Below are 26,079 nucleotides of genomic sequence, written 5' to 3'. Positions count from 1 at the left end.
ATCTTCGTTACATGTCGCCGCTTCGTGTCGAATCGGGCTCGACCGCCCGCCAACGCTTGAGGGTTTCATGGCCAACGACAACCGCAGCCTGGCCGAATTGGCCAATCACGACGACTTCTTGACGCGCCACAATGGGCCTGACGGGGACGATGTCCAGCACATGCTGGCGACCTTGGGGCTTCCCGACACCGAGTCGCTGATAGCCAAGACGCTTCCTGGCGATATTCGCCTGGAGCGCAACCTGTCTCTCGAAGAGCCCCGTGGCGAAGCGGAAGCGCTTACCTACCTCAAGCAGCTGGCACGCCAGAACAAGACCTTCAAGAACTACATCGGTCAAGGCTACTATCCCACGCACCTCCCGGCCGTCATCCAGCGCAACGTACTGGAGAACCCCGGTTGGTACACCGCTTACACGCCCTATCAGCCGGAAATCGCCCAGGGGCGCCTGGAAGGGCTACTGAACTTCCAGCAAGTGGTCATGGATTTGACCGGCATGCCGATCGCCAACGCGTCCCTGCTCGACGAGGCGACGGCTGCCGCTGAAGCCATGGCCCTGTGCCGTCGCGCCAACAAGAAGGCCAAGAGCGAGCGCTTCTTCGTGGCAGACAATGTGCTACCTCAGACGCTCGATGTCCTGCGTACCCGTGCCGCCTATTTCGGTTTCGAGCTCATCGTCGCGCCCGCCGAAACTCTGGCCGATCACGATGTTTTCGGCGCATTACTGCAATACCCGGGAGCCACCGGGGAAGTACGCGATATCACGGCGCAACTCGAAGCAGCGCGACAACGACGCATCATGACCTGCGTCGCCACTGACCTGATGAGCCTGGTACTACTCAAGGAACCCGGTGCGCTGGGCGCAGACATCGTCGTGGGCAGCTCCCAGCGTTTCGGTGTCCCCATGGGCTACGGTGGCCCGCATGCGGCCTTTTTCGCCGCTAGCGACGCCCTCAAGCGTTCACTGCCCGGGCGTATCATCGGCGTTTCAAGGGACAGTCGTGGCCAACGTGCCTTGCGCATGGCCATGCAGACGCGCGAGCAGCATATCCGCCGCGAGAAAGCGACTTCCAATATCTGTACCGCTCAGGCATTGCTCGCCAACATCGCCGGCTTCTATGCGGTCTATCACGGTGCCGAAGGCCTGCGTACCATCGCCACGCGGATCCATCGCCTGACGACCATTCTCGCCGAAGGGCTCAAGCGTCACGGCGTGACACTCACCCACGACAGCTGGTTCGACACGCTCACGCTGGCAGGACTCGATCACGGCCAGGTGCACGGTCGCAGCATGGCGCACGAAATCAACCTGCGCTACGACACCAATGGCCATATCGGCATCAGCCTCGACGAGACCACCACGGCGGCGGACGTCGTTACGCTGTTCGACGTATTGCTGGGAGACGAACATGGGCTGTCGGTGCGCGAGCTCGATCGTCACGTCCACACACAGGGCATGACCGGCATCCCCGACGCTTGCGCGCGGGAAAGCGATTTCCTCACCCACCCCACGTTCCGGCGTTATCGCAGCGAAACCGAGATGCTGCGTTACCTAAAGCGTCTCGAAAATAAGGATCTATCGCTTACTCATGCCATGATTCCCTTGGGCTCATGCACCATGAAGCTCAATGCCACCAGTGAGATGATCCCCATCAGTTGGCCGGAATTCGCCAATATCCATCCCTTCGCGCCGCAGGATCAGGTCGCCGGTTACAAGCAGATGATCGACGAGCTCTCGGCGTTTCTCGTCGAGATCACTGGCTATGACACGATTTCCATGCAGCCTAATTCCGGCGCACAGGGTGAGTACGCGGGCCTGGTTGCCATTCGGCGCTATCAGAAATCACAAGGCCAAGGCCATCGCGATATCTGCCTGATCCCGAGCTCGGCCCACGGCACCAATCCAGCCTCTGCCGCCATGGCGCAGATGAAAGTCGTCGTCGTCGAATGCGATAACGATGGCAACATCGACATCGACGACCTGCGCAGCAAGGCCGAAAAGCACCGCGAAGTGCTATCGGCGATCATGCTCACCTACCCGTCGACGCACGGCGTTTTCGAGGAAAGCGTCAGCGAAGCCTGCCGTATCGTGCACGACAACGGCGGCCAGGTGTATATCGACGGGGCCAACATGAACGCCCAGGTCGGACTCTGCCGACCGGGGGATTTCGGTGGTGACGTGTCGCACCTCAACCTGCACAAGACATTCTGCATTCCGCATGGCGGTGGCGGTCCCGGCATGGGTCCGATTGGTGTCAAGGCGCATCTAGCCGCGTTCGTGCCCAATCACGTCATCACCCCCCTGCCAGGTGTCGAAACGGATTCCGGCGCGGTCTCGGCAGCGGCCTACGGCTCGGCGTCGATCCTGCCGATCTCCTGGGCCTATATCAAGATGATGGGCGGGCGCGGCATGAAACTCGCCACGGAGTTGGCAATACTCAACGCCAACTACATCGCCAAGCGTCTCGAAGCGCACTACCCAGTGCTTTATAAAGGACGCAACGGCACCGTCGCCCATGAATGCATCTTGGATGTCCGCTCTCTCAAGACGGCTTCCGGCATCAGTGAGGAAGATATCGCCAAGCGCCTGATGGATTACGGCTTCCATGCCCCGACGATGTCCTTCCCCGTGGCCGGCACCTTGATGGTCGAACCGACCGAATCGGAGTCGCGCTACGAAATCGACCGCTTTTGCGATGCCATGATCGCCATTCGCGACGAAATCCGACGCGTAGAAAGTGGCGAGTGGCCCGCGGATAACAATCCATTGTCCATGGCGCCGCATACGCAAGCGGACTTGATGGCAGACGATTGGGAGCGGCCGTATTCACGTGAGCTGGGTGCCTTCCCCACCGAAGCCACCAAGGCCGCCAAGTATTGGCCGACGGTCAATCGTGTCGACAACGTCCATGGCGACCGTAACCTCATCTGCAGTTGCCCCCCCATCGAGGCGTATCGCGATGGCGACTGAGCGCGCTTAGCGCCCACGAGCCACACGTAAAACGGCCCCACCAAGGTTTGCCTTGGTGGGGCCGTTTCCGTCGCGATAATCACGAGTTGCGACAGTCACGCCCGAGGCGTCTAGCGTCAGGCGTCTTCCTCGAGAGGCGGTGCTTCGGCGTAACCATAGAGCACATTGCGGCGCTGCAACCGAAACTCACCAAGCAGTTGCTCGTAACGGCGCGGCATCTCGACGCCACGCTTGGTCACGACATACAGCGTTTCGTATACCGCTTCCGTCACGGGCAGCTCCTTGACCTGACGCTGCCAAGGCGACGTCTCGAGTACGGTCCGGGGTATCACGGTAAAGCCCAAACCACGCGCCACCGCATCCAGCACCATGCTGATCTCGTTGGAAAAGCCTTGTTGTGGAAAGTGGCTCATCGAGCGAAATTCCCCGGCGAAATTGCGCCGCAATAGCAAGCTGGCGTTGTTGATGCCGTCGGAATAATTCATGAAGCCCAGCGCCATGAGCTCGCTGATCGTGGTGCCAGCGAAGTCCGCAGGGACGACCAGGCATAGCGGCTCCTGATGCCAAGGCTCGAAATTGAGATCCGGATGTTTGCTGACATCGGTGACGATGCCCACGTCGAAGCGACCCGCCAGGACCGCATCGACGATCTCACCGTTGAAGGCGAAATCATAGGTGACCGTCAGACCAGGGTGCATCTGCTGGTACCCCAGGATGAACGGATAAAACATCAACCCCACGCTACCCGGCGATGCCACGCGGCATTCCCCGGTATCCGGCGAGTCATTATCCAACGAGTGACGAAACTGTTCATGCTCGGCAAACAGCTTGACGGAATAATCATAGGCACGCCGGCCCGCCTCGGTCAGCGTGAAACGGCGCCCATGTCGCTGCAGCAAGGATTTGTCGAGATAGCGTTCCAGCTTACGTATATGTTGACTGACTCCGGGCTGAGTCATTTCCAGCTTGCGCGCGGTATGCGTGAAGCTACCCGTTTCGACAAGGGTGATAAAAGTACGGAAATATTGCGCGTTGAACATGAAGTGAGGGTCCACCGGCTGGCGTTTCGGGGCAGCTGCTTATGTGCCGAAGCCATGACACGATCAACGAAGGTTAGCGTGGCAATAACCGTGGCTTCGGGGGTTGTGATAACCGCATCATAGCAAATTATGCTGCACCTCACATCGCTGCGTGGCCGAAGATCGCGTGTTAGCATCGAAACATGAATCAGCTCCCAGTGCGTGTCGTGACCGAGTCAGATGCAAAGCGCGCCAGTGATATTCGACACGATGCCGCATATGGAGCTTTTCCTTCGGCCTTCGGGCCGCCACAAGGATGCGTCAATGCCCCAAAAACTTTCTACCATTATCTCTCCCGAAGGCAGCCTGGAAGTCCTCTCGCAGCAAGAGGTCAACCGCCTGCGTGACACCTCCGCCAACGGCCTGCACGATCTCTTGAGACGCTGCTCGCTGGCCGTGCTCAACTGCGGCAATCCTACCGATGACAGTCGCGCGCTCATGCAGGCGCACCACGACTTCGAGATCGAAGTACTTCAACAGGACCGCGGCATTCGTCTCAAGCTCGACAACGCACCGCACAGCGCCTTCGTCGACGGCCAGATGATCCGCGGGATTCGCGAGCATCTTTCCGCCGTGCTACGCGATATCGTCTACGTTCACAACGAAATCCAGCACACGCCCAAGTTCGATCTGCAACGCGGAGATGGCATCACCAATGCCGTTTTCCATATCCTGCGTAACGCCGGAACGCTAAAGTCCGCGCGCGAACCCAGCCTCGTCGTGTGCTGGGGCGGCCATTCCATCAGCCGCGAGGAATACGATTACAGCAAGGACGTGGGGTATCACCTAGGACTCCGCGATCTCGACATCTGCACGGGATGCGGCCCCGGCGCCATGAAAGGCCCCATGAAGGGCGCCAACGTCGCACATGCCAAGCAGCGTCGCCACGATGGACGTTATTTGGGCATTTCCGAGCCCGGCATCATTGCCGCTGAATCGCCCAACCCTATCGTCAACGAACTGGTGATCATGCCCGACATCGAGAAGCGCCTCGAGGCCTTCGTGCGCGCTGGTCATGGCATCGTGATCTTCCCCGGCGGCGTGGGCACCGCCGAGGAAATCCTTTATTTACTGGGCATCCTGCTACATCCGGACAACGCCGACGTGCCCTTCCCGGTCGTCTTTACCGGGCCCCGCGACAGCGCCGACTATTTCAAGCGCATCGACGAGTTTCTGGCCTTCACGCTCGGAGAAAAGGCCCGTGAACGCTATCAGATCATCATTGACGACCCCGCCGAGGTCGGTCGCGCCATGCGCCGAGGCGTGGACGATGTGGGTGCGTTTCGGCGTAGTCAGAACGACGCTTTCTATTTCAACTGGCGACTCAACGTCGATGCCGGTTTTCAATTGCCTTTCGAACCTACCCACGAAAGCATGGCCGCTCTTTCCCTGCATCGCGAACAACCGGTGCATGAGCTCGCGGCCAACCTCCGTCGTGCGTTTTCGGGCATCGTCGCCGGCAACGTCAAGGAAGAAGGTATCCGTGCCATCGAGGAGCGAGGCCCCTTCCGTTTGCATGCCGAGCCGGATTTGATGGCGCGTCTCGACGCACTGCTGACCTCGTTCGTAGCCCAGGAACGCATGAAGCTGCCGGGCAGCGAATACGTACCTTGTTATACGCTAGGGTGAAAGCCGACGGAAAACACCGCCTTGCATTGCGTGAGTAACGTTCGGCGCTAGATAAGCATTGCTTATGAGCTCGATCGTCTCATGCAATTGTTAAAATGCTAACAACCTCCTAGACTCTCAGGCGTACGCGAGCCCGATTTGTGGCTCGCGTCTTCGTTTCCATTCACCGCCTGCCTGCAAGGAGAGCATCGCATGGCTTCACTCTTCGAATCCTTCGATCTCAATGGTACGCGCTTGAACAACCGCATCGTGATGGCCCCCATGACGCGTTCACGTGCGCCGGAGGACATTCCAACCGAGATGGGCGCCCTCTATTATCGCCAACGTGCCAGCGCCGGGCTGATCATCTCCGAAGGCACGCCCATTTCGCGGCAAGGCCAAGGCTATCTCTACAATCCCGGCATCTTTGGCCCCGACCAACTGACCGGCTGGGCCAAGGCCACGCGCGCCGTGCACGAGCGCGACGGTATCTTCTTCGCCCAGATCTGGCACGTGGGGCGCGTTTCTCATACCACGGTACAGGTTGCCGGCGCGTCACCTGTCGGCCCCAGCGACAAGCAAGGCGGCATGGCCTTTGGCTATAACGACGACGGCCAGCCAGACATGCTCGAAGCTAGCCAGCCGCGCCGTCTCGATACCCATGAAATACACGATATCGTGCGTGACTTCGCCCAAGCTGCGGTCAATTCCCGCGATGTCGGCTTCGATGGCGTCGAAATTCACGGTGCCAACGGCTACCTCTTCGAGCAATTCCTCAACCCCGGCGTCAACGACCGTAGCGACGCATACGGCGGTTCGCGTGAAAACCGCTGCCGTCTGTTGCTCGAAGTCGTCGATGAAGTCAGCAAGATGATTGGCGCACGGCGCGTTGGGGTCCGCCTGTCACCGCATGGCACGCTGTTCGACATGCCGGAATACGACGATAACGGCGAGACCTATCTCTACCTCGCACGCGAATTCAACAAACGCGGCCTTGCTTACGTGCACCTGCACGACCAGGGCGGACAAGGCATGCCCCCGATGCCGCGCGATTATCTGCGCCAGTTCCGTGACGTCTACCAGGGCAATTTGCTGCTCGCCGGTAACCTCGATCAGGCAGAAGCTGAAAAACTGGTGAATGAAGGCACCATCGACCTTCCGGTGTTCGGTCGTTACTTCACATCGAACCCCGACCTGGTCGAGCGGATGCAAAACGGCTGGCCTTTGGCGGACTTCGATGCCAATACGTTCTATGGCGGCGATGCGCGCGGCTACGTGGATTTCCCTACCTATCCCGAGGAACAAGCACGCCTGGCGCGCGAAGAGATGATTCGCGAAAAATCCTGACAGGGGATAGAGCGTACTATCGAGACGAAAAACCCCCGGTCCTGTGGACCGGGGGTTTCGCGTTTGAACCGAGTGCGATTCAAGATTCGACACGGCGCGCAGGGAAGACTTACCGCCGAGCGCGCCAGCCTGTCGAGATAGCGTGAAGCAGCAAGCCCGCCGTAGCACCATGCGACAGCACGGTCGCCCACTCAGCCGGGGCACTTGCCAGAGCGTAATGCCAAGTGGCCATCACTACCCCTCCGACCACGAATGACATCGCCAACCACTTGAGACGTGTTGGGAGCAGGTGCCGCTGCTTTTCCGTCATGCGCCGCCAATAGGCGATGATGACGACAGCCAACCCGGCGCCGACCATGACCAACAAACCACTGTGGGTGTCATAGCCCCCCAGCTGATAGCGCGGCCAGGAGCACAGTGTCACGAGCAGAAGCCCGATCATGACGCTCAAGCGTGCAGCGGAGGGTGACGTCGTCGTATCACTCGTCACGTGGCTTGCAACCCTTGCTCGTCGATCCATGATTCGACCCAGGGGATAGCGGCATCATCGGCCATGAAAGTCTCCATGGCGTCGATTTCCAAACGCTCGCCCAGGCGCTGGGCGCCAAGATCTTCCAGCAAGGCATCCAGCGCCCGACCCGCACCGCAGTACGTCTCGCCATAGGAGCTATCGCCCAGGGCTATCAGCCCATAGCGACACTGGTTCAGCGCAGGTGGCGATTCACGGAGATCACGCGCGAAGGGCACAAAATTGCCGGGGAAATCACCGCTACCGGTCGTGGAAACGCAGAATAAGGCGAGATCGGGCAAGGGCTCGAGATCGCTTAGGGTGGGTTGCTCAATGATCGCCACCTCATACCCTACTTGCTCGAAAAGCGGCGCCACTTGTTCGGCAACGTCCAAGGCGCCACCGTACATGGTGCCTACGAAAATCTTGATGCTTGGCATGCAGTTCAGTCGTCGATTTAACGGTAAAATGTGTGCGCCATGTTAGCACATGCATGACACGTCGTTAGCGCCTGGAAATGAAGATGAACGACACAATCCCGAACACTCGCAAGTGCCCGAGATACCCGGGATTGTGTCATTGCATGGGCAAAACGCTGCAGCGTCAGTGAATGACGTCCGCGTCGTCGAAATCCTCGACCCGCGCCTTGAGCTTCTGCCCAGGACGGAACGTCACCACACGACGCGCCGAAATCGGAATTTCTTCGCCGGTCTTGGGGTTACGCCCCGGACGTTCACGCTTGTCACGCAAATCGAAGTTTCCGAACCCGGACAGTTTGACCTGCTCGTTTTCGCGTAGGCAGCTGCGAATTTCTTCGAAGAAGGCTTCGACCATCGACTTTGCTTCGCGCTTGGAAAAACCCAGCTCAGCATGCAGATGTTCGGCCAAATCCGCTTTGGTCAGCGCCCCCATGCTCTCATCCTCGTAACGGCTGATAGGATTAACTCCTCAGGACCGCCGCGAAGCGCGTTTTCGCCTCGCCGACGATGGCATCGACTAACTGATTGATTTCATCGTCATTCAGCGTGCGCGAAGGATGCTGCCAGGTCAAGCCCAAGGCAAGACTCTTGTGGCCTTTTTCAATCCCCTCGCCTTGGTAGACGTCGAAAAGCCGCATGTCGACCAGCCATTCCCCGGCCTGCTCGCGCATGACGTCCATCAAGGCCATGACCGGCACATCGTCACTCACGACCAAGGCTAGATCGCGACGCACGTCCGGATGCCGCGACAGAGGCGTAAAGGCCGGCAGCTTACCCTGAGTCAGCGCTTCCAACTCCAGCTCGAAGACAAAGGCATTGGTCTTGATGCCCAAACTGGCACGCACTCCCGGATGCAAGGCACCGACCCAGCCCACATGACGGTCGTTACACAAAATCCGCGCCGTCTGACCGGGATGCATCCCCGGATGCTCGCCGGCATCGAAACGCCATGCATCAGGCTGCTGAGTCAACGCCATCAGGCTTTCCAGATCCCCCTTGAGATCGAAGAAGTCGACGCCCTCGCGAGAAGAAGACCACCCCTCTGGCCGTCTCGGCCCACACACAATGCCTCCGAGCATCGCCACCTGCTCGAGATCATCCAACTCGCCACGGAACACGAGTCCCGTTTCGAACAGACGGATACGTGCTTGCTGGCGATTGAGGTTGTGACTCAGCGCCTTGACCAGCCCAGGTAGCAAGCTCGCCCGCATGACCGACATATCGGACGAGATGGGATTGGCCAGATACGGTGCCACCGCCCCCGGGGTCAACGCCTCTTGCAGCTCGGGGGCGACGAAGCTATAGGTAATCGCTTCTTGATAACCCCGAGCCACCAAGTGTCGACGCAGACGCGCCAGTGGCTGGCGTGCCTCGTTGGAGGCACTCAACTTCAAGCGCGCGGAAGGACGTCGTACGGGCACTTGGTCATAGCCATGAATACGCGCCAGCTCTTCGATGAGATCTTCCTCCAGCGCGATATCGAAGCGCCAGCTAGGCACCGTCACCCGCCATCCCGAGTCGATGGCGCCGACACGCATGCCAAGGCGCGACAGGATATCCACGACATCGTCACCGGCCATGACCAGCGCCAAGCACTGGTCGAGACGCTCGCGACGCAAGACCACTTCACGGCCCAGCGGCAAATGGTCGGGGCTCATGATATCGGTCACGGGGCCCGGCTCCCCCCCGACGATGCTCAACAGTAGCTGAGTGGCCCGCTCGATGGCGACCTGTGCCAATTGCGGATCGACGCCGCGCTCGAAACGGTGCGACGCATCGGTATGCAAGCCATAAGAACGCGCCTGCCCCGCCACTGCCAGTGGCGAGAAGAACGCCGACTCCAGGAAAATATCCTGCGTCGAGGCATTCACGCCTGAGGACTCGCCGCCCATGACCCCGGCAATCGCCAACGGTTGCTTTGCGTCGGCGATCACCAGAGTGCCCTCGCGCAGGGCAACTTCCTGGCCATCGAGCAACGTCAAGCGCTCCCCGTCTTGCGCTTCGCGGACCACGATGGCGTCATTCAAGTTGGCCAAGTCGAAGGCATGCATCGGCTGCCCGAGTTCGAGCATCACGTAATTGGTGACATCGACGATCGGGTCGATGGTGCGAACGCCGCTACGACGCAAGCGCTCGGACATCCATAGCGGAGTGCTCGCCGAGACATCGACACCACGAATGATGCGCCCCGCATAACGCGGACATTTCGCTGGCGACTCGACACGTACCGGAAACGACGCTTGATGCGACGCCGTTACCATGTCGGTATTCGGCGCCGTTACCGGTAGACGGCTCAACACACCCACTTCACGCGCCAACCCCTTGAGGCTCAAGCAATCGCCACGATTGGGCGTCAGATCCACCTCGATGGCATGATCGTCAAGCGCCAGCCAATCGCGCAATGACGCGCCGATGGGCGCCTCGCCGGACAACACCAAGATGCCCGCCGAGGTACCTTCTTCCAGCTCGAGTTCAGAGGCCGAGCAAATCATGCCACGCGATTCCACACCGCGTAGCTTGGCCTTCTTGATCTTGAAATCGCCGGGAAGCGTTGCATTCACCCGGGCGAAAGGTACTTTCTGACCGACCGCTACGTTGGGAGCGCCACACACCACTTGCACCGGCTCATCGCCACCATCATTGACCTGGCAGACATTCAGCTTGTCGGCACTGGGATGAGGCTCTTTAGCGACCACCTCGGCGACGACGACACCCTCGAAATCGCCGGCCACCGCCTCGATAGCGTCGACTTCCAGCCCGGCCATCGTGATCCGGTCAGCAAGCGCCTGCGTCGTGAGTTCGGGCGACACCCAATCGCGCAACCATGTTTCGGAAAATCTCATGTTTCTTCCTGTGTCCTAGTCGCAGATCAGCCGAACTGGCGCAAGAAGCGCAAGTCGTTCTCGAAAAACAGCCGCAGGTCATTGACCCCATAGCGCAACATGGTCAAGCGCTCGGCCCCCATGCCGAAGGCGAATCCCGTATAGCGCTCGGCATCGATCCCTGAATGCCGAAAGACTTCGGGGTGGACCATGCCGCAACCCATGACTTCCAGCCAGCCACTATGAGAACAGACGCGACAGCCCCCGCCACCGCACATCACGCACTGAATATCGACCTCGGCGGAGGGTTCGGTGAACGGAAAATAGGACGGCCGAAAACGTACGGAAAGCGTCTCACGTTCGAAGAAAGCCTTGAGAAAGTCTTCGATGGTGCCCTTGAGATCAGCGAAGCTGACGCCTTCATCGACCAGCAAGCCTTCCACCTGATGGAACATCGGTGTATGCGTCAGATCGGAGTCGCTGCGGTACACACGCCCCGGGCAGACGATGCGGATCGGCGGCGCTTGCTCCTTCATGGTACGCACCTGAACCGGTGACGTGTGCGTACGCAACAACCGCGAAGCATCGAAATAGAAGGTGTCGGCCATGCCCCGTGCCGGATGATGCGCGGGAATATTGAGCGCTTCGAAATTATGATAGTCGTCTTCGATTTCGGGGCCTACGGCCACATCGAACCCAATATGTGCGAATAGCGATTCGATACGTTCAAGCGTACGCGTCACCGGGTGCAAACCACCCGTCGGCTCGCCTCGGCCAGGCAGGGTCACGTCGATGCGCTCTCGTGCCAGGCGTGCATCGAGCTCGGCATCTTTAAGCGTTTGCTTACGCGCCTCGAGCTCACCCGATAAAGTCTGCTTGGCCTCGTTGATGCGCTCTCCCGCCTTGGGGCGCTCCTCCGGCGGCAGTTGACCAAGACCTTTGAGAAGCGCGGTAATCTCGCCCTTCTTGCCCAGAAAATGCACTCGAACCTCGTCGAGCGCCTGGACATCCTGCGCGCGCTCGATAGCGGCGCGAGCCTCGGCGACCAGTTGTGGGAGGTGGTCCATCCGTCTAGCTCCGATGCTAAGGAAACGCTGCATAAATGCCTACACGAGCGAATCGCGTCGTTGCGTGGTACTCGAACACTCGCCTAACCCCATGTTATGTCTCGTGTTCTGTGTTCCATGCGCCTCGCGCTTCATCCCGCTCGTCTATTTATTCAGCATTTCCCTAAGTGCCCATGATAGACCATCGCATATGAAGTGATGGCCCAGACAAAAAAACAGGGGAAGAGCGGCTGCTCTCCCCCTGCGGCTTCATGCGCATGATGAGACACTCATAAAGAACGTCTCACCCGGCCATTACTGAGCAGCCTTGGCCTTGTCGACGATCGCGGCAAAGGCAGACTTTTCATGGACGGCGAGATCGGCCAGCACTTTGCGGTCGATCTCGATGCCGGACTTCTTCAGACCGGCGATGAAGCGGCTATAGGACAGACCGTTGGCACGAGATGCCGCATTGATACGCGCGATCCACAGCGCACGGAACTGACGCTTACGCTGACGACGGTCACGATAGGCATACTGACCCGCCTTGATGACCGCCTGTTTGGCAACGCGAAAGACGCGCGAACGAGCGCCGTAATAGCCTTTGGCCTGCTTCAGAATCTTCTTGTGCCGACGACGAGCGACGACACCACGCTTAACACGAGTCATGGCTTACTCCTGACTTTTAAAATCGACAACCTGTACTTTTGAATACAAGTACTTAGAGGTTCGGCAGCATGCGTTGAACCAGTTGCTTGTCGGCATCATGAATCTGCTTCATGCCGCGCAGCTGACGCTTACGCTTGGTCGACTTCTTGGTCAGGATGTGACTGCGGAAGGACTGCTTGTGCTTGAAGCCATGGGCAGTCTTCTTGAAGCGCTTCGCAGCGCCACTGTTACTCTTGATTTTCGGCATGAGGGAAAACTCCACTCGGTTTCTTCAGAAAACCCGGGGCCGGCAATCGGCGGTACCGATTGCCCGTTCAACTGCCAACGGATCACTTCTTTTTGGGCGCCAGGATCATGATCATCTGACGGCCTTCCATCTTGGGGAAGGACTCGACAGACGCCATGTCTTCGAGGTCAGCGGCAATCCGTTCCATCAGCTTGCGGCCGATGTCCTGGTGCGCCATTTCACGACCTCGAAAACGTAGCGTGACCTTACCTTTGTCGCCCGCTTCGAGGAAACGAATCAGGTTTTTCAACTTCACCTGATAATCGCCCTCGTCAGTACCGGGCCGGAATTTTACTTCCTTGACCTGGATCTGCTTGGTTTTCTTCTTCTGAGCAGCTTTTTGCTTCTTCTGCTCGAAGATGAATTTGCCGTAATCCATGATCTTGCAAACGATCGGGTCGGCATTGGAAATCTGTACGAGGTCCATACCCTCCGCTTCGGCACGCTCCAAGGCATCGCTGGTCGGCACGATACCAAGCTGTTCACCGTCGCTGGCGATCAAGCGAACTTGATCTTCGGTAATCCGCTCGTTCATTGGTGGGCGCTTTTCCTGTGGGCGCCCTCTTGGGTTGCTTCTCTTGATGGTTCCGTCTCCACTTTTGCCTTGGAAGATGTCGCTATTACCGCTCGGCCTGCACCTTGTCGATGAAAGCGTCCACCGTCATACTGCCTAGGTCTTCGCCGCCGCGCGTACGCACAGCTACCGAGTCGGCCTCGACTTCCTTATCCCCAACCACAAGGAGATAGGGGACCTTCTGCAACGTATGTTCGCGAATTTTAAAGCCGATCTTCTCATTCCTCAAGTCTGTCTTGACACGCAGACCGAGTTTCTGCAAACGCAGCGATACCGATTCGGCGTGATCGCGCTGAGCATCCGTGATATTCAGGACCACTGTTTGCAGCGGCGAAAGCCACAACGGCATGGCCCCGGCATAGTGTTCGATGAGGATGCCAATGAAACGTTCCATTGATCCCACGATAGCGCGATGCAGCATGACCGGCGCCTGACGAGACCCGTCTTCGGCCACATATTGCGCCCCCAGACGAGTCGGCATCATGAAATCGACCTGCATCGTGCCAACCTGCCACTCGCGGCCCAGGCAATCACGCATATGATATTCGATTTTAGGCCCGTAGAAAGCCCCTTCACCCGGAAGTTCTTCCCACTGCACGTCACAGCGCCCCAAAGCGGTACGCAACGCCTCTTCGGCTCGATCCCAGTTCTCGTCGCTCCCCAGACGCTTCTCGGGACGTAACGCAATCTTGACGGCAATCTCATCGAAACCGAAATCACGATAGACCTCCAAAGCCTGGCGATGGAAGGCCGTCACTTCAGACTCGACCTGAGCCTCGGTGCAGAACACATGGCCGTCGTCCTGGGTAAAGGCGCGGACACGCATGATGCCATGCAAGGCGCCAGAAGGCTCGTTGCGATGGCAACCACCGAACTCGCCATAACGCACCGGTAGCTCGCGATAGCTGCGCAGGCCGGAATTGAAGACTTGCACATGCCCAGGGCAGTTCATCGGCTTGAGCGCATACTCGCGCTTTTCCGATTCGGTGAAGAACATGTTATCGGCGTAATTATCCCAGTGACCGGACTTCTGCCACAGCGAAACATCCATGATCTGAGGACAACGAATCTCCTGATACCCACTGTCCTTGTAGACCTTACGCATGTACTGCTCGACGGTCTGCCAGAGCGTCCAGCCTCGCGGATGCCAGAATACCATGCCCGGCGCCTCTTCCTGCATGTGAAAGAAGTCGAGCTTGCGGGCCAACTTACGATGATCTCGCTTCTCGGCTTCCTCCAAACGCTGGAGGTAGGTCTTCAGAGCTTTCTTGTCTGGCCAGGCTGTACCGTAAATGCGCGTCAGCATCGGCTTGGTGGCATCACCTCGCCAATAGGCACCCGCCAGCTTGGTCAGCTTGAATGCTTTCAGATGCCGCGTATTCGGGACATGCGGCCCACGGCACATATCGATGTATTCTTCATGGTGATAGAGACGAACGCTCTCACCATCGGCAATACCTTCGACGATTTCCTGCTTGTAGGGCTCATCACGCTCAACGAAAGTCGCCAGGGCCTGTTCTTTCGTCACATACTCACGAACGACATCGTATTCACGCTCGATAAGCGCCTTCATACGCTTATCGAGCGCTTCGAGGTCGTCCGGCGAGATCGACTGTCCGAAATCGATATCGTAATAAAACCCATCGTCCACGACCGGCCCGATCGCCATTTTAGCGTCGGGATAAAGCTGCTTGACGGCATGTCCCAGAAGATGAGCGCAGGAATGGCGGATAATTTCCACCCCTTCATGATCGCGCGCGGTCAAGATGCTGACCTCGGCGTCACGCTCTATCAGGTCGGCCGCATCGACGGCAACGCCATCTATCTTTCCCGCCACACAGGCCTTGGCAAGCCCCGTGCCGATGGATTCGGCGAGCTGCATGACGGACAAGGGGGAATCGAAAGTTTTCTGACTGCCATCAGGCAGGGTCACGATGGGCATGCAAGGTCCCTTATATTCAGTGGTGGCCCATACCAGGGACCACATGAAACGATGAAGATGAAAAACAATGAGAGAAGTATTGGCCTACTTCCTCTTGCGTGTCATACGCCTGCGGCCCCGTGACTGAGATGGAAGGCAACACAAACGCATGAAACGATTAACCGTGCACACTAGCAAGCCGGCGAAATGCCGTCCAGTCATGCCTGTGGCCCAACTAAAAAGGGGCGCCCGAAGGCGCCCCCTTTCTTCGATCATGAACCGAGCAATCGTTACTCTTGCTCGCCCATTTCAACGCGACGGTTTTCAGCGCGGCCTTCAGCCGTCTCGTTGGTGGCGATCGGATCCTGCTCGCCATAACCCATGGTGGTGATGTTATCGCCATCCACACCTCTGGAAACCAAGTAATCCTTCACAGAGTCGGCACGACGCTGAGAAAGATCCTTGTTATAGGAAGCGCTACCGACAGAATCGGTATAGCCTTCCAGGCGCACATTGACGCTCTCGTTGGCAGCCAGCTTATCGGCAATGCCATCGAGAATGCCTTCCGCATCGCTAGTGAGCTTGGCGGAGTCGAACTCGAAGTTCACGTCATGCAGCACCAAGTCTGCCGGGCAGCCTAGCGCATTGACTTCTTCGCCTGCCGGTGTGTTGGGGCACTGGTCCTGATAATCCGGAACGCCATCGCCGTCGCTATCTAGCGGGCAGCCCTGAGCGTTGACGTCGACACCTGCCGGTGTTCCCGGGCATTCGTCTTTATAGTCCGGAACGCCATCGCCGTCGCTATCAAGCGGGCAACCCTGGGCGTCTACCGCAACGCCAGCAGGCGTATTGGGGCACTGATCGCGGTCATTGGGAACGCCATCGCCATCGCTGTCCACTACCTTGTCGGAATAATCAGCGCAAAGCAAAGCCCCTGCCGTCGCACCGCCGACGCCACCAAGTGCAGCACCGGTATCTTCGTCCGAGTCACTGCTCGATGCATAGCCAATGCCACCGCCGATCAAGCCGCCGGCCAGGCCACAGACGAAAGGTGACTTGTACCATGCTTGGTCATCGGAATGGGACATGGACTGAGAACCCGAAGTGGCACAGCCTGAAAGGCCGACCATCATCGCGGAACCGAGCAGCAAGCCAGTCGTAGATTTTTTCATATGTAAGACTCCTTCTTAACACAGCGCTAGTCGTAACGGGACGTTACCCAGCGGGGTCCGAGTATAGAAGCGGTTCCCGGTGGGAGAAAGACTTTTCGACCTTCTCTCATCAAAAAAGAAAGCACAAAGCCTTTCGTTTAGCCAGTGCTTTACCTTCTACCAGCGCTTCTACCAATGAATGCCCCTTCATCATTATGCATTATCGGAATTGATGCAAACCCAAATGAACGAATGAGATTCTGATGTCTCATTCTTGTACAACTATCATTCACTCCCCTGGTAGCGCCTGACCAGGCGTTCGAACAAGTCGATGCCGGGAGTCAGCATGGCATCTGGAAAATCATAGCTTGGATGATGCAAGGGATGGCATTGCTCGCCACCGCCCAAGGTCAACAACGCCCCCTCGCCTTGCGCAGCCAGCCATCCGAAGTCTTCCGACCAGCGATGCGCTGCAGGCAGCTCACGCAGCGGTAATGCCAAGGCATTCGCTTCCTCACGTATCGCTTCGACGGCACGCGGATGATTGTGGGTCACCTGAAAGACATCGCACCAATCGATTTCGATTCCTAGATCGTCTTCTTCGGCTTCGACACGGGCCAGCGATACGGCCGCTTCCGCCAGGGCACGCATCATCGCATCGTCTTCGGTGCGCAGAGTAGCCATCACCTCGGCCTGACCCGGCGACGTGCCAAAGGCAACTTCACCCAGTCGCGCATGAATCAGTGTCACCATGACCAGCCCTTGATCATCTGGCAATTGCTGCGGCAGACGCTTTAGCCCCTGCAGAATTCGACACATTGCCAAAGCCGGATTACGCCCCTGCTCAGGATGGGCTGCATGCGTGCATAACCCATTGAGACGTATGATCAATCCCCGCGATGCGCACGTGAATGCCCCCGCCCGTATTGATACCTCACCTAGCGGTTCACCTGGCAAGTTATGCAGCGCAAACACATGATCGGGGGCGATTTCCTCGAAACGTGACGACTCGACGACACCCCGGGCGCCTCGCCCGGTCTCCTCGGAGGGCTGAAACAGCAATACCGTTTCGCCACGTTCCGGTGGCTTTTCCGACAAACGCTGCGCAAGTCCAAGCAATGTCGCCATATGACCATCGTGACCGCAGCTATGCGCCACGTGTTCGCATTTCGACCGCCATGCCACCTCTGCGGTCTCGCCAATGGGAAGCGCATCGAGCTCGGCACGAAACATTACCCGCGGCCCAGGGCATTCAGCGGCAAAGATCCCCGCTACGCCATGCCCTCCCAAGCCGGTCACGATGCGCGTCGCCCCTGCCTCCTCAAGCCATTCGACGATGCGTCGCGCCGTAGCGACTTCTTGCCCGGACAACTCCGGCTCAGCGTGCAAACGCCGGCGGATTTCCGTGGGGTCAAGCGACATAAAACGATCTCCCATGCCCTTCTCCTACGTCATGGTTCACTGCAAGCCTGCCGGCCACTCGCGCTTGAATACCAGAACCTGCTGCGCCGCCTCATGGAGCGCCGTATAGCGCTCTTCCTGTAGCGCGATGCGCTCGCGATCCTCCGCAAAGCGCTGTTTTGCCGACAAGTCCTGGCGCGCAGAATGCGTGTGCAGATGCTCCGTACGCCGATAAACCTCGGCAAAGATCTTGAAATCTTCGCGTTCAAGCAACGCGGGGTCGATGATATCGAGCATCACCTTGCAGCGAAGCGCCCCCTCTACCAGGTCGACTTGATCCCCCAGCATAGCCGTCGCGATCGCCTCGAGGCTCTCGAGACAATTGCGATGAGCCCGCGCGAGCTCCTCTCGGCGTGCCGCTTCGCGGCGCTGCACTTCCCGCCATAAACGCCATGCATATCCCACCAAACCAGCGACGACCAGCACCGCTAACACCACCAAGCTCCAGCCCACCACTACGGACATGGTCGCACCTCAATCGAATACGTTTAGTTAATCGGCAACGAGCGCGGACATTACCGAGCTTGTCGCGTTGCAACAAGCCATGTCGGAAAAGCCGAATAAGAGGCTTAGACCAATGACTAAGCCACCGAGACTTAATACCTTAGTAGTATGACGAGTATCGTAAGCCAATTAATCATTCGCCGCCTTCAAGGAGGCAATTCATGAGCGAGACTACTCACGACGCCCGCGGCCTTAGCGCTGCGCAAATCGGCCTCTGGCTGGGGCCGCTATGGGTCATCCTATGCCTGGTCGTGCCCGCGCCAGCCGGCATGTCGTCAGCGGCATGGGCATGCGTCGGCTTTGCACTTTTGATGGCCACATGGTGGGCCACCGAGGCCATTCCCATCCCCGCGACCTCGTTACTTCCCATGGTGCTCGCCCCGGTGTTGGGCATCGACGAACTCGATGCCGTGGCCGCCAGTTACGCCGACCCTATCATCTATCTCTTCCTGGGGGGCTTCTTACTGGGCATCGCGATGCAGCGCTGGAACCTGCATAGACGCATCGCCTTGAAAGTCCTCAGTATCGTCGGCCAGAAACCACGCCAGCAGATCGCGGGGTTCATGATCGCCACAGGCTTCATCAGCATGTGGGTCTCCAATACGGCCACCAGCATCATGATGCTGCCCATTGGCATGTCCGTCGTCAGCTTGTTGGGCGATGGTGACTCACGTGAAGTCTCGCGCTACGCCACCGCCCTGCTGCTGGCCATTGCTTATTCCGCCAGTATAGGCGGCGTCGCCACGCTCATCGGCACCCCACCCAATGCCTTGCTCGCGGGATACCTCTCCGGCGAAGGCATCGATATCGGCTTCGCCCAGTGGATGACCATCGGCTTGCCAGTCAGCATCGTGATGATGGCCGTGACCTGGTGGTGGTTGACTTATAAAGGGTTTGATTTGCAGCAAAGCGACGATGGCGAGGACATGATTCGCCGTGAACTCGAATCGCTCGGCACCATGACCGCCGCCGAGCGCCGGGTCGGTCTGATCTTTCTCATTGCCGCTGCCGCCTGGATGTTTCGCCCTCTCCTGAATCAGGTCGGGCTCGACTGGCTATCGGATACCACCATTGCCCTGGCTGCCGGTATCGGGTTGTTTCTCGTTCCTAGTGGAGACAAGGCACGCGGCGCGCTGCTCGATTGGGATAGCGCCAAGGAGCTTCCTTGGGGTGTACTGCTTCTCTTCGGCGGTGGCCTAGCGTTAGCAGGAATGATCAAGAGCTCCGGCCTGGCCGAATGGATCGCTCAACAGCTTTCGATCTTCAGTGTGTTCCCGGTGTTGATGCTGGTGGGCATCATCGTGCTGGTCATCATCTTCCTGACCGAAGTCACCTCGAACACGGCCACGGCAGCGGCTTTCTTGCCGCTTCTCGGCGCGCTTGCCATCTCGCTGGACATGGACCCGCTCCTGATCACGGTGCCCGCCGCCATTGCCGCCAGTTGTGCCTTCATGATGCCGGTTGCGACTCCACCCAATGCTATCGTGTTCGCGACGGGTCATATGAAGATCCAATCGATGATCCGCGCCGGGCTACTACTCAACATCGTCGGCACACTCCTGATCACTTTGATCACTGTAACCTTGCTTCGCCTTCTATGGGCGTGAGCATCTAAGAGTGCAATCGATCAAAAGCGCGGCCACGCCTTGTTCGGCGTGGCCGCGCTTTTATATGCCTCAACCCTTCGGTTCAATTTATGCAGGCGGATAAAGATAACGGTATAAAAATATTTAAAGCCCGAACAGATGCACCAGAGGCGGCAGAATGAAAGCCGTCAGCAGCCCTGTAAGGCCCATCGCCAGTCCTGCAAAGGCGCCCGCCGCTGCGCCGATCGAAGAAAAGGAATAGGCCGTCCCGAAGCCATGCGCCGCCAAACCCATGGTAAAGCCTTGAACACTGGGATCGCGTACCCTGACTAAGCGGAAGATGACAGGCCCCAAAGCACATCCGAGGGACCCTGTGATCAGCACCAGCCCTGCCGCCAGCGACGGAATGCCGCCCAGCTTCTCTGCGATCCCCATTGCGATGGGGGATGTCACCGACTTGGGCGACAGGGTCAACACGGTTTCACGACTGGCCCCCATGAGCATCGCGCCCCCCACGGCTGAAGTCACCGCCGTCACGATCCCCGCGACGCAGCTAAGCAATATTGGCACCAGCAGACGCCTGACGCGTTCCCGGTAGTCATACAAGGGAATGGCCAAGGCAACGGTCGCGGGCCCCAAAAGGAAATGAATGAACTGAGCGCCCTCGAAATACGTCGCATAATCGGTATCCGTCAGCGTCAGAAAGGCAATGATCAGCGCGATGGTAAGCACGACAGGATGCAAGAAAGGCGTGCCGCCCAGAAGACGATTGAGGTAACTTGCCCCCATGAAGGCCAGCAACGTCACCAGCAAGTGCAATAACGGGCTGGCGGAGAGATATACCCATAATTGATCAAGCACGGGAACGGGCATGCTCATGGACGCTCCTCCCGGCATTCGTCACGCGGGTCTTTGGGTATCGAGCGCGTCAACCACGACATTACTTTTGCCGTGACAGCCAGGGTCAAGGCGGTCGACACCACGAGCGTGACGATGATGGGCCAGAAGTCCGCCTTGATGAGATCGAAATGCACCATGACTCCCACCCCCGCGGGTACGAAGAGCAGCGTCAAGTAGCGCAGTAGTCCTTCACCACTCGTGCGCAAGCCCTTAGGTACGCGTCCATTGATCATCAACCCAACCAAGAGCACTACCATGCCCACGACGGGGCCCGGTACGGGAAGCTGGAGACCATGCACCAGGATTTCGCCAAGAAACTGACACCCCAGCAGCACGCTCATTCCTGCAATAAGAGGCATTGCGTCATCTCCACATGAAACGGCCACATTCTACATCTTTCGTCTAACTCATGCTGCAGGACACTTCAGTTCATAGCGCGTCACCACGCTGCCTTATACCTTTCATGGCCGGACATTCATTATGACCGGGCACTGGCAAGCAGTTGAAAAAAAAGCGCTATCAAGGGTTTTCATTTCCCGGAAGCCGAGGTAGTATACGCAGCGTTCCACGGGCGGCATCGGTTTGAAAGCCTTCCGAAAGGACGTTAACGGAGCGTGGCGCAGCTTGGTAGCGCGCTGCAATGGGGTTGCAGAGGTCGCTGGTTCGAATCCAGTCGCTCCGACCAAGATTGTTAAGAAAAACCGCCGCTTATGGGTCAACCATAGCGGCGGTTTTTCGTTGACGGTAAAACACGGGCAAAATTCTTCTGATCGCTGGCACGTGCAGCATTCACTTGAATCACCCACTCGGCGGCTAACCCCGATGATGATAATATATAGACACTTGCTGTTTTAGTTTGCGGACATAGAGCAAGCTGGTTACTATCATGCTGCCAGTGCTGATTGGCCAATAAAAGATATTGCAAGGGAACGTCGATGAAGACAGAAGCAAGCCCTCAGAATTCAGAACCTCAAGAGATCACTCAAAGCGAAGCGGCACAACAAGCTCATGTTGCAGGTGATGTAAAATACTGCCACGGCTGCGGCAAGCAGCTTCATGCCTCTGCCGTTAACTGCCCAAGCTGCGGGGCCGTTATTAAAAAAACGATCAAGCATAACCGAAGTAAAGTGGTTGCAGCCTTGCTGGCCTTTTTCCTAGGTGGATTCGGCGCTCACCGGTTTTACCTGGGATCCATTGGGTCCGGAGTGATTTATCTTCTTTTTTGTTGGACGTTCATCCCAGCTCTTGTCGCATTCATCGAGTTCATCATTTTACTTTCAATGAGTGATGAGCGGTTCGATGAAAGATACAACACATAGCTTCACACGGCGTTGAGCCCACTCGGCAAAGATCCCGCATTACAGGCCTTTTGTATCGCCCCGCTTTTGCAGGGCGATCTCATTGTATTCTTTGTTGATGCCGCATCAGCCGCTTCAGGTTAAACACCAGTACCACCGGACTCATCCCACCCCGGGCTTTATCAAGCCCTCGCGACAGCCGAGGCCGTATTTTGACATGGCTTGATCGCGGCGGATTTTAATTAATATTTTCTAAAGACCCTGTGGTTACATTTTGCCACAATACCCGGCGGTAAGAACCCATCGCAGGGAACCTTAGGGGAAAATAATGTCCGAAACCTCCATAACACTGCTTGTTATCCTCGCACTAATCGCATCTGGCTGGGCTGCCGCGCTTATATTTCGCCGCTCACGAAATCGTAAGCAGGCAGAACTCGAGACATTCAGGCAGTCCGTCGAGCATCTTTGGCAGTATCAGGACGTGCATGAGGCACATCAACAGGCAAGGGAATTAAGGCAACAGGCCGAGGCTGTACGCGAGGATGCGAAGCGCCACAGCGCCAGCCTGGAAGCAAAAGCACAGCAAGACGCCGACGATGTGCGCCAACAGGCGAAAGACGAGAAACAACAACTTCTCCAAGAAGCGCGCACGCAAAGCAAAGAGATACGCGAAAAGGCCGAGAACATCATGGCCAATGCCGATAGCCGTGCTACCGAGATCGTTGCTGAGGCACGGCGCCAGGCCGAGGAGACGGCAGGCGACGCCCTGAAAGCGGTGGAGAATGCCAAGCTCTACGAGCAGACCGCCAAGGCCATGCGCAATGTCATCGAGGGTTACCATGACGACTACATTGTGCCGAACACCAGCCTGCTCGACGACTTAGCCGAGGACTTTTCCCACAAAGATGCCGGCGAGCGGCTCAAGCAAGCTCGCAAACATAGCCGCGACATGGCGAAGAATGGCCGCGCCGGCGACTGCGACTACAAGGAACCAACCCGTCGCTCCTTTGCCATCCACTTTGCCGTCGATGCTTTCAACGGGAAGGTCGACTCCATCCTCTCCAAGGTCAAGCACGACAATTACGGCAAGCTCCATCAGGCCATCCTCGACGCGCACAGCCTGGTTAACCACAACGGCAAGCCATTCAAAAACGCACGCATTACTGATCTTTATCTCCAAGCCCGCATGGAAGAGCTGAAATGGGCAGTGGCGGCTATGGAGCTACGCAAGCAAGATCAAGAAGAACAGCGAGCCATTCGCGATCAGATTCGTGAAGAGGAAAAAGCCCAGCGCGATATGGAGAAGGCTATCAAGCAAGCCGAGAAGGAAGAACGCATGCTGGCCAAGGCCATGGAAGAAGCCCGCAAGCAAGTAGAAAGCGCTACCGAGGAAGAACGTGTCGAATATCAAGCACGTTTGGCAGCCCTCGAACAGCAGCTAGAAGAAGCCGAATCGCGCGGGCAACGCGCCCTTTCTATGGCCCAACAGACCAAGAGCGGACATGTCTATATTATCTCCAACATTGGTTCGTTCGGTGAACACGTCTTCAAAATCGGGATGACCCGCCGTCTCGAGCCACTCGACCGCGTCAAGGAATTGGGAGATGCCAGTGTGCCCTTCTCATTCGATGTGCACGCTATGATCTATTCGGACGATGCGCCGACTCTAGAACGCGCACTGCATCGCCAGTTTGTCGAGCACCAAGTCAATCGTATCAATCCCCGCAAGGAGTTTTTCAATGTGTCGCTGGCCCAGGTGCGCGAAGCAGTTGAGAAGCAGCACCTCGAAGTCCATTGGACCATGGCGGCCGAAGCCTGGGAGTACCGCGAATCACAGGCCATAGCGCAACAAGCGCTGGAAGCCGTCTCCTGAACACACCCCGCCACCACAGGGTGTATAATATCCACCATGCAACTTCAATTTTGGCTTTTCCTTATGCTTGGCAATCACTTACCAACGTAAGCAGAGTTAAATAGGGGTTGCAGAGGTCGCTGGTTCGAATCCAGTCGCTCCGACCAAAAGATTCAAGAAAAACCGCCGCTTATGGGTCAACCATAGCGGCGGTTTTTCGTTGTGTTAGCATCATGGTGATGATTGCCTGGAACACTCGTCGACATGACGAGTCCCATGTTCAGTTACCGCCATTCCAGTGAGGTCCAACATGCTGCATGACGCCATTGAGATACGGAAAATCACCAGTCCCGACGAGAACGACGTCCGCTATGAAGTCTATGATAGCGACACGGGCGTGAGTCTGGGGCTTTACCAAAGCATGGAACATGCTGAAGCCGAGCGTCAGCGAATGAAGGCGTCCGACAACGAGGTCAAAACAGGCGACGCGGACGACGACCCTAGCGTGGAATGATCATCCCCAAACGGCTTGGTCATGACTGCCAAGCCGTCTCGACTGCACACAAGACGCTTCAGCGCCAAGCAGTCATCCATGACGCCTCTGCTTCTAACGATGGCGCCATAGATCCCACCCGATTCCGCCGGCGATGCCAGCAATGACGCCCGCCAGCACATTGCCCATCACTAACCACGTGACCAACCCAATCATGATGCCGAGCAGTGCTCCGGGTAGTTCCTTCATGGCATCTCCAAAACCGTTAGATTCCTGTACGGAACTGAGTTACATAGGGCTGAATGCATCCTGATGCACACAGGCCCATGCATCCCAGTACCGGTCAAGCCATCTTCTGCCACTCGATCAAGGCCGCTGCCACGGCGTTGGGATCCCATCCGCTGCGATGCAGACTCGACGACATGATCGCAGCCTGCGCCCCTTGGCGTGCCACGAAAAGGCGATAGCCCAGATAATCGCCACGTTCGCAACGTGCATTGACCTGCCCGCACACCACGCGATTGGACGGCCCACCGACGCGAGGGCCGACGGCGCGAATATCGCGAAAAACCGCAGTGGCGGGATACTTGAGCAGCTTTCTAACGCTCGCTTGGGCCAGATACATTTCTTCATCGGTCGCCGACGTCCATTGCAAATGATCGCGTGCGATCTGCGCCGTGATCGCCCCTGGCTTATCGGGGGGCTGCGCCGGCAGCGACGATGAATCGTCGAGCAAGCCGCCGCTGACCAGGAGCAAAATGCCCCAGAGTTTCATGTTGTCTCCTTACCTTGGATATCTTGGTAATGACGCTCGCTGTCAACGTCGGATGGCGGTCGGACGCCACATCCCTTGAGAATGACATGGCACAAGAAGTCGGTGATCGCACGGTAATCGCTTTCCCCAAGCGCACCCTGGTCGGTAATGCCCAGTATCTGCGCCTCGAAATCTGCATAGTGCTGGGTGGCCGACCAGATCAAGAAAATCAGCCACACCGGATCGACGGGATCCATCAAGCCTTTTTCCGACCAGCGCTCGAAGACACGCGCCCGCGAGCGCACCCACTCGCGCAGCTCGCCGTGCAAATATTCCTGCAGAAAAGGCGCGCCCTGAAGCACTTCGGCGGCGAACAACCGAGAGCCTTGGGGATGTTGCCGCGTCAGTCGCATCTTGCTGCGAATGAAGCCTTCCAGCACCTCACCCGGATCATCGTCCTCGCCAATATCGTCAAGCATGGCGTTCCAGCGCGCCATCATACGCTCGAGCAGCGCCACGTACAGTTTGCGCTTGCTGCCCACATAATACAGCACGTTGGATTTAGGCAGCCCAGCCGCTTCAGCGATGGCCTGCACGCTCGCACCTCGATAACCATGGCTCGCGAACACGCGCTCGGCCGCCTCGAGAATCACGCTTTCATTGCGTGCCCGTGTTCCCAACTCGGGTGAATTCATCGATGTCATGGCCGCTCTCTTTGTTTGCCGGTAGGGAAGTCTGCCCCAGCGAGCGTCGACAGTGCAACGCACACCAAC

The 26,079-nt window shown here is 57.8% G+C and carries 25 protein-coding genes and 1 tRNA gene; 8 read left to right on the top strand and 18 right to left on the bottom strand.

Going from position 1 to position 26,079, the window contains the following annotated elements:
• The first annotated feature begins 67 nt into the window (after positions 1-67).
• A complete protein-coding gene (gene gcvP, locus OP494_RS14270; protein ID WP_280541744.1) occupies positions 68-2,968 on the top strand; it encodes an aminomethyl-transferring glycine dehydrogenase in 2,901 nt (966 codons plus the stop codon).
• Between the two features lie 116 nt (positions 2,969-3,084).
• On the opposite strand, the gene OP494_RS14265 is transcribed toward gcvP, so the two are convergent.
• Positions 3,085-4,008 (bottom strand): LysR family transcriptional regulator, encoded by a 924-nt coding sequence (locus OP494_RS14265; protein WP_280541742.1) that lies wholly within the window; start codon positions 4,006-4,008, stop codon positions 3,085-3,087.
• Between the two features lie 303 nt (positions 4,009-4,311).
• Between OP494_RS14265 and ppnN the strand changes: the two genes are divergently transcribed.
• Together ppnN and OP494_RS14255 are read left to right on the top strand one after the other, a co-directional pair.
• Positions 4,312-5,676, top strand: coding sequence for a nucleotide 5'-monophosphate nucleosidase PpnN (gene ppnN / locus OP494_RS14260; protein WP_280541739.1), 1,365 nt, complete (start codon positions 4,312-4,314; stop codon positions 5,674-5,676).
• Positions 5,677-5,868: 192 nt separating this feature from the next.
• Positions 5,869-7,002, top strand: a complete 1,134-nt coding sequence (locus OP494_RS14255; RefSeq protein WP_280541737.1) for an alkene reductase — start codon at positions 5,869-5,871, stop codon at positions 7,000-7,002.
• A gap of 109 nt (positions 7,003-7,111) precedes the next feature.
• On the opposite strand, the gene OP494_RS14250 is transcribed toward OP494_RS14255, so the two are convergent.
• From OP494_RS14250 to OP494_RS14195, 12 genes are all read right to left on the bottom strand, one after another.
• Positions 7,112-7,492, bottom strand: coding sequence for a hypothetical protein (locus OP494_RS14250; RefSeq protein WP_280541735.1), 381 nt, complete (start codon positions 7,490-7,492; stop codon positions 7,112-7,114).
• Positions 7,489-7,950 carry a flavodoxin domain-containing protein gene (locus tag OP494_RS14245; protein ID WP_280541733.1) on the bottom strand — a complete coding sequence of 154 codons (462 nt, stop codon included), beginning with the start codon at positions 7,948-7,950 and terminating at the stop codon, positions 7,489-7,491. The genes OP494_RS14250 and OP494_RS14245 overlap by 4 nt, the downstream gene beginning before the upstream one ends.
• A gap of 163 nt (positions 7,951-8,113) precedes the next feature.
• Positions 8,114-8,422 carry an integration host factor subunit alpha gene (ihfA, locus tag OP494_RS14240; protein WP_040243453.1) on the bottom strand — a complete coding sequence of 103 codons (309 nt, stop codon included), beginning with the start codon at positions 8,420-8,422 and terminating at the stop codon, positions 8,114-8,116.
• A 28-nt stretch (positions 8,423-8,450) separates the two neighbouring features.
• A complete protein-coding gene (pheT, locus tag OP494_RS14235) occupies positions 8,451-10,832 on the bottom strand; it encodes a phenylalanine--tRNA ligase subunit beta (RefSeq protein WP_280541730.1) in 2,382 nt (793 codons plus the stop codon).
• Positions 10,833-10,858: 26 nt separating this feature from the next.
• On the bottom strand, positions 10,859-11,878 hold the full coding sequence (pheS, locus tag OP494_RS14230; RefSeq protein ID WP_280541727.1) for a phenylalanine--tRNA ligase subunit alpha: 1,020 nt from the start codon (positions 11,876-11,878) through the stop codon (positions 10,859-10,861).
• Between the two features lie 294 nt (positions 11,879-12,172).
• Complete coding sequence (gene rplT / locus OP494_RS14225; RefSeq protein ID WP_040243460.1) at positions 12,173-12,526, bottom strand: 50S ribosomal protein L20; 354 nt, start codon at positions 12,524-12,526, stop codon at positions 12,173-12,175.
• 52 nt (positions 12,527-12,578) lie between these two features.
• Positions 12,579-12,773, bottom strand: coding sequence for a 50S ribosomal protein L35 (gene rpmI / locus OP494_RS14220; RefSeq protein WP_040243463.1), 195 nt, complete (start codon positions 12,771-12,773; stop codon positions 12,579-12,581).
• 82 nt (positions 12,774-12,855) lie between these two features.
• On the bottom strand, positions 12,856-13,395 hold the full coding sequence (gene infC / locus OP494_RS14215) for a translation initiation factor IF-3 (RefSeq protein WP_257125275.1): 540 nt from the start codon (positions 13,393-13,395) through the stop codon (positions 12,856-12,858).
• A 37-nt stretch (positions 13,396-13,432) separates the two neighbouring features.
• On the bottom strand, positions 13,433-15,328 hold the full coding sequence (gene thrS, locus OP494_RS14210) for a threonine--tRNA ligase (RefSeq protein ID WP_280541723.1): 1,896 nt from the start codon (positions 15,326-15,328) through the stop codon (positions 13,433-13,435).
• A 269-nt stretch (positions 15,329-15,597) separates the two neighbouring features.
• On the bottom strand, positions 15,598-16,479 hold the full coding sequence (locus tag OP494_RS14205; RefSeq protein ID WP_280541721.1) for an OmpA family protein: 882 nt from the start codon (positions 16,477-16,479) through the stop codon (positions 15,598-15,600).
• A 264-nt stretch (positions 16,480-16,743) separates the two neighbouring features.
• Positions 16,744-17,895, bottom strand: coding sequence for an amidohydrolase (locus tag OP494_RS14200; RefSeq protein WP_280541718.1), 1,152 nt, complete (start codon positions 17,893-17,895; stop codon positions 16,744-16,746).
• A 21-nt stretch (positions 17,896-17,916) separates the two neighbouring features.
• Complete coding sequence (locus OP494_RS14195) at positions 17,917-18,384, bottom strand: DUF2489 domain-containing protein (protein ID WP_280541715.1); 468 nt, start codon at positions 18,382-18,384, stop codon at positions 17,917-17,919.
• 200 nt (positions 18,385-18,584) lie between these two features.
• On the opposite strand from OP494_RS14195, the gene OP494_RS14190 reads away from it, so the two are divergent.
• Positions 18,585-20,030 (top strand): DASS family sodium-coupled anion symporter, encoded by a 1,446-nt coding sequence (locus OP494_RS14190; protein WP_280541712.1) that lies wholly within the window; start codon positions 18,585-18,587, stop codon positions 20,028-20,030.
• Between the two features lie 123 nt (positions 20,031-20,153).
• On the opposite strand, the gene OP494_RS14185 is transcribed toward OP494_RS14190, so the two are convergent.
• On the bottom strand, positions 20,154-20,882 hold the full coding sequence (locus OP494_RS14185; RefSeq protein ID WP_280541779.1) for an LrgB family protein: 729 nt from the start codon (positions 20,880-20,882) through the stop codon (positions 20,154-20,156).
• A 2-nt stretch (positions 20,883-20,884) separates the two neighbouring features.
• Positions 20,885-21,268, bottom strand: a complete 384-nt coding sequence (locus tag OP494_RS14180; RefSeq protein ID WP_280541710.1) for a CidA/LrgA family protein — start codon at positions 21,266-21,268, stop codon at positions 20,885-20,887.
• Positions 21,269-21,517: 249 nt separating this feature from the next.
• Here OP494_RS14180 and OP494_RS14175 point away from each other — a divergent pair.
• The 4 genes from OP494_RS14175 to OP494_RS14160 all read left to right on the top strand — a co-directional run bounded on the left by OP494_RS14175 (position 21,518) and on the right by OP494_RS14160 (position 24,573).
• Positions 21,518-21,594, top strand: a tRNA-Pro gene (locus tag OP494_RS14175).
• 250 nt (positions 21,595-21,844) lie between these two features.
• Positions 21,845-22,228, top strand: coding sequence for a TM2 domain-containing protein (locus OP494_RS14170; protein ID WP_280541707.1), 384 nt, complete (start codon positions 21,845-21,847; stop codon positions 22,226-22,228).
• A gap of 307 nt (positions 22,229-22,535) precedes the next feature.
• Positions 22,536-24,080: a DUF4041 domain-containing protein gene (locus OP494_RS14165; RefSeq protein WP_280541704.1), complete on the top strand. Its 1,545-nt coding sequence runs from the start codon at positions 22,536-22,538 to the stop codon at positions 24,078-24,080.
• A 289-nt stretch (positions 24,081-24,369) separates the two neighbouring features.
• The gene (locus OP494_RS14160) at positions 24,370-24,573 is read left to right on the top strand and encodes a hypothetical protein (RefSeq protein ID WP_280541701.1); all 204 of its coding nucleotides are present in this window, start codon (positions 24,370-24,372) and stop codon (positions 24,571-24,573) included.
• A 93-nt stretch (positions 24,574-24,666) separates the two neighbouring features.
• On the opposite strand, the gene OP494_RS14155 is transcribed toward OP494_RS14160, so the two are convergent.
• The 3 genes from OP494_RS14155 to OP494_RS14145 all read right to left on the bottom strand — a co-directional run bounded on the left by OP494_RS14155 (position 24,667) and on the right by OP494_RS14145 (position 26,010).
• Positions 24,667-24,801, bottom strand: coding sequence for a hypothetical protein (locus OP494_RS14155; protein ID WP_280541699.1), 135 nt, complete (start codon positions 24,799-24,801; stop codon positions 24,667-24,669).
• Positions 24,802-24,895: 94 nt separating this feature from the next.
• Complete coding sequence (locus OP494_RS14150; RefSeq protein WP_040243480.1) at positions 24,896-25,327, bottom strand: hypothetical protein; 432 nt, start codon at positions 25,325-25,327, stop codon at positions 24,896-24,898.
• On the bottom strand, positions 25,324-26,010 hold the full coding sequence (locus OP494_RS14145; RefSeq protein ID WP_280541694.1) for a TetR/AcrR family transcriptional regulator: 687 nt from the start codon (positions 26,008-26,010) through the stop codon (positions 25,324-25,326). The genes OP494_RS14150 and OP494_RS14145 overlap by 4 nt, the downstream gene beginning before the upstream one ends.
• Positions 26,011-26,079: the final 69 nt, after the last annotated feature.

Origin of the sequence: Chromohalobacter sp. 11-W, assembly GCF_029889905.1 — a bacterium.
Lineage (GTDB): Bacteria > Pseudomonadota > Gammaproteobacteria > Pseudomonadales > Halomonadaceae > Chromohalobacter.
This window is presented reverse-complemented; position numbering and strand designations above follow the sequence as displayed.

Excerpts from the sequence above, each read along its gene's own strand:
- gcvP (WP_280541744.1), top strand. The coding sequence starts at position 68 with ATGGCCAACGACAACCGCAGCCTGGCCGAATTGGCCAATCACGACGAC.
- OP494_RS14265 (WP_280541742.1), bottom strand. The coding sequence starts at position 4,008 with ATGTTCAACGCGCAATATTTCCGTACTTTTATCACCCTTGTCGAAACG.
- ppnN (WP_280541739.1), top strand. The coding sequence starts at position 4,312 with ATGCCCCAAAAACTTTCTACCATTATCTCTCCCGAAGGCAGCCTGGAA.
- OP494_RS14255 (WP_280541737.1), top strand. The coding sequence starts at position 5,869 with ATGGCTTCACTCTTCGAATCCTTCGATCTCAATGGTACGCGCTTGAAC.
- OP494_RS14245 (WP_280541733.1), bottom strand. The coding sequence starts at position 7,950 with ATGCCAAGCATCAAGATTTTCGTAGGCACCATGTACGGTGGCGCCTTG.
- ihfA (WP_040243453.1), bottom strand. The coding sequence starts at position 8,422 with ATGGGGGCGCTGACCAAAGCGGATTTGGCCGAACATCTGCATGCTGAG.
- pheT (WP_280541730.1), bottom strand. The coding sequence starts at position 10,832 with ATGAGATTTTCCGAAACATGGTTGCGCGATTGGGTGTCGCCCGAACTC.
- pheS (WP_280541727.1), bottom strand. The coding sequence starts at position 11,878 with ATGGACCACCTCCCACAACTGGTCGCCGAGGCTCGCGCCGCTATCGAG.
- rplT (WP_040243460.1), bottom strand. The coding sequence starts at position 12,526 with ATGACTCGTGTTAAGCGTGGTGTCGTCGCTCGTCGTCGGCACAAGAAG.
- rpmI (WP_040243463.1), bottom strand. The coding sequence starts at position 12,773 with ATGCCGAAAATCAAGAGTAACAGTGGCGCTGCGAAGCGCTTCAAGAAG.
- thrS (WP_280541723.1), bottom strand. The coding sequence starts at position 15,328 with ATGCCCATCGTGACCCTGCCTGATGGCAGTCAGAAAACTTTCGATTCC.
- OP494_RS14205 (WP_280541721.1), bottom strand. The coding sequence starts at position 16,479 with ATGAAAAAATCTACGACTGGCTTGCTGCTCGGTTCCGCGATGATGGTC.
- OP494_RS14200 (WP_280541718.1), bottom strand. The coding sequence starts at position 17,895 with ATGGGAGATCGTTTTATGTCGCTTGACCCCACGGAAATCCGCCGGCGT.
- OP494_RS14195 (WP_280541715.1), bottom strand. The coding sequence starts at position 18,384 with ATGTCCGTAGTGGTGGGCTGGAGCTTGGTGGTGTTAGCGGTGCTGGTC.
- OP494_RS14190 (WP_280541712.1), top strand. The coding sequence starts at position 18,585 with ATGAGCGAGACTACTCACGACGCCCGCGGCCTTAGCGCTGCGCAAATC.
- OP494_RS14185 (WP_280541779.1), bottom strand. The coding sequence starts at position 20,882 with ATGCCCGTTCCCGTGCTTGATCAATTATGGGTATATCTCTCCGCCAGC.
- OP494_RS14180 (WP_280541710.1), bottom strand. The coding sequence starts at position 21,268 with ATGCCTCTTATTGCAGGAATGAGCGTGCTGCTGGGGTGTCAGTTTCTT.
- OP494_RS14170 (WP_280541707.1), top strand. The coding sequence starts at position 21,845 with ATGAAGACAGAAGCAAGCCCTCAGAATTCAGAACCTCAAGAGATCACT.
- OP494_RS14165 (WP_280541704.1), top strand. The coding sequence starts at position 22,536 with ATGTCCGAAACCTCCATAACACTGCTTGTTATCCTCGCACTAATCGCA.
- OP494_RS14160 (WP_280541701.1), top strand. The coding sequence starts at position 24,370 with ATGCTGCATGACGCCATTGAGATACGGAAAATCACCAGTCCCGACGAG.
- OP494_RS14155 (WP_280541699.1), bottom strand. The coding sequence starts at position 24,801 with ATGAAGGAACTACCCGGAGCACTGCTCGGCATCATGATTGGGTTGGTC.
- OP494_RS14150 (WP_040243480.1), bottom strand. The coding sequence starts at position 25,327 with ATGAAACTCTGGGGCATTTTGCTCCTGGTCAGCGGCGGCTTGCTCGAC.
- OP494_RS14145 (WP_280541694.1), bottom strand. The coding sequence starts at position 26,010 with ATGACATCGATGAATTCACCCGAGTTGGGAACACGGGCACGCAATGAA.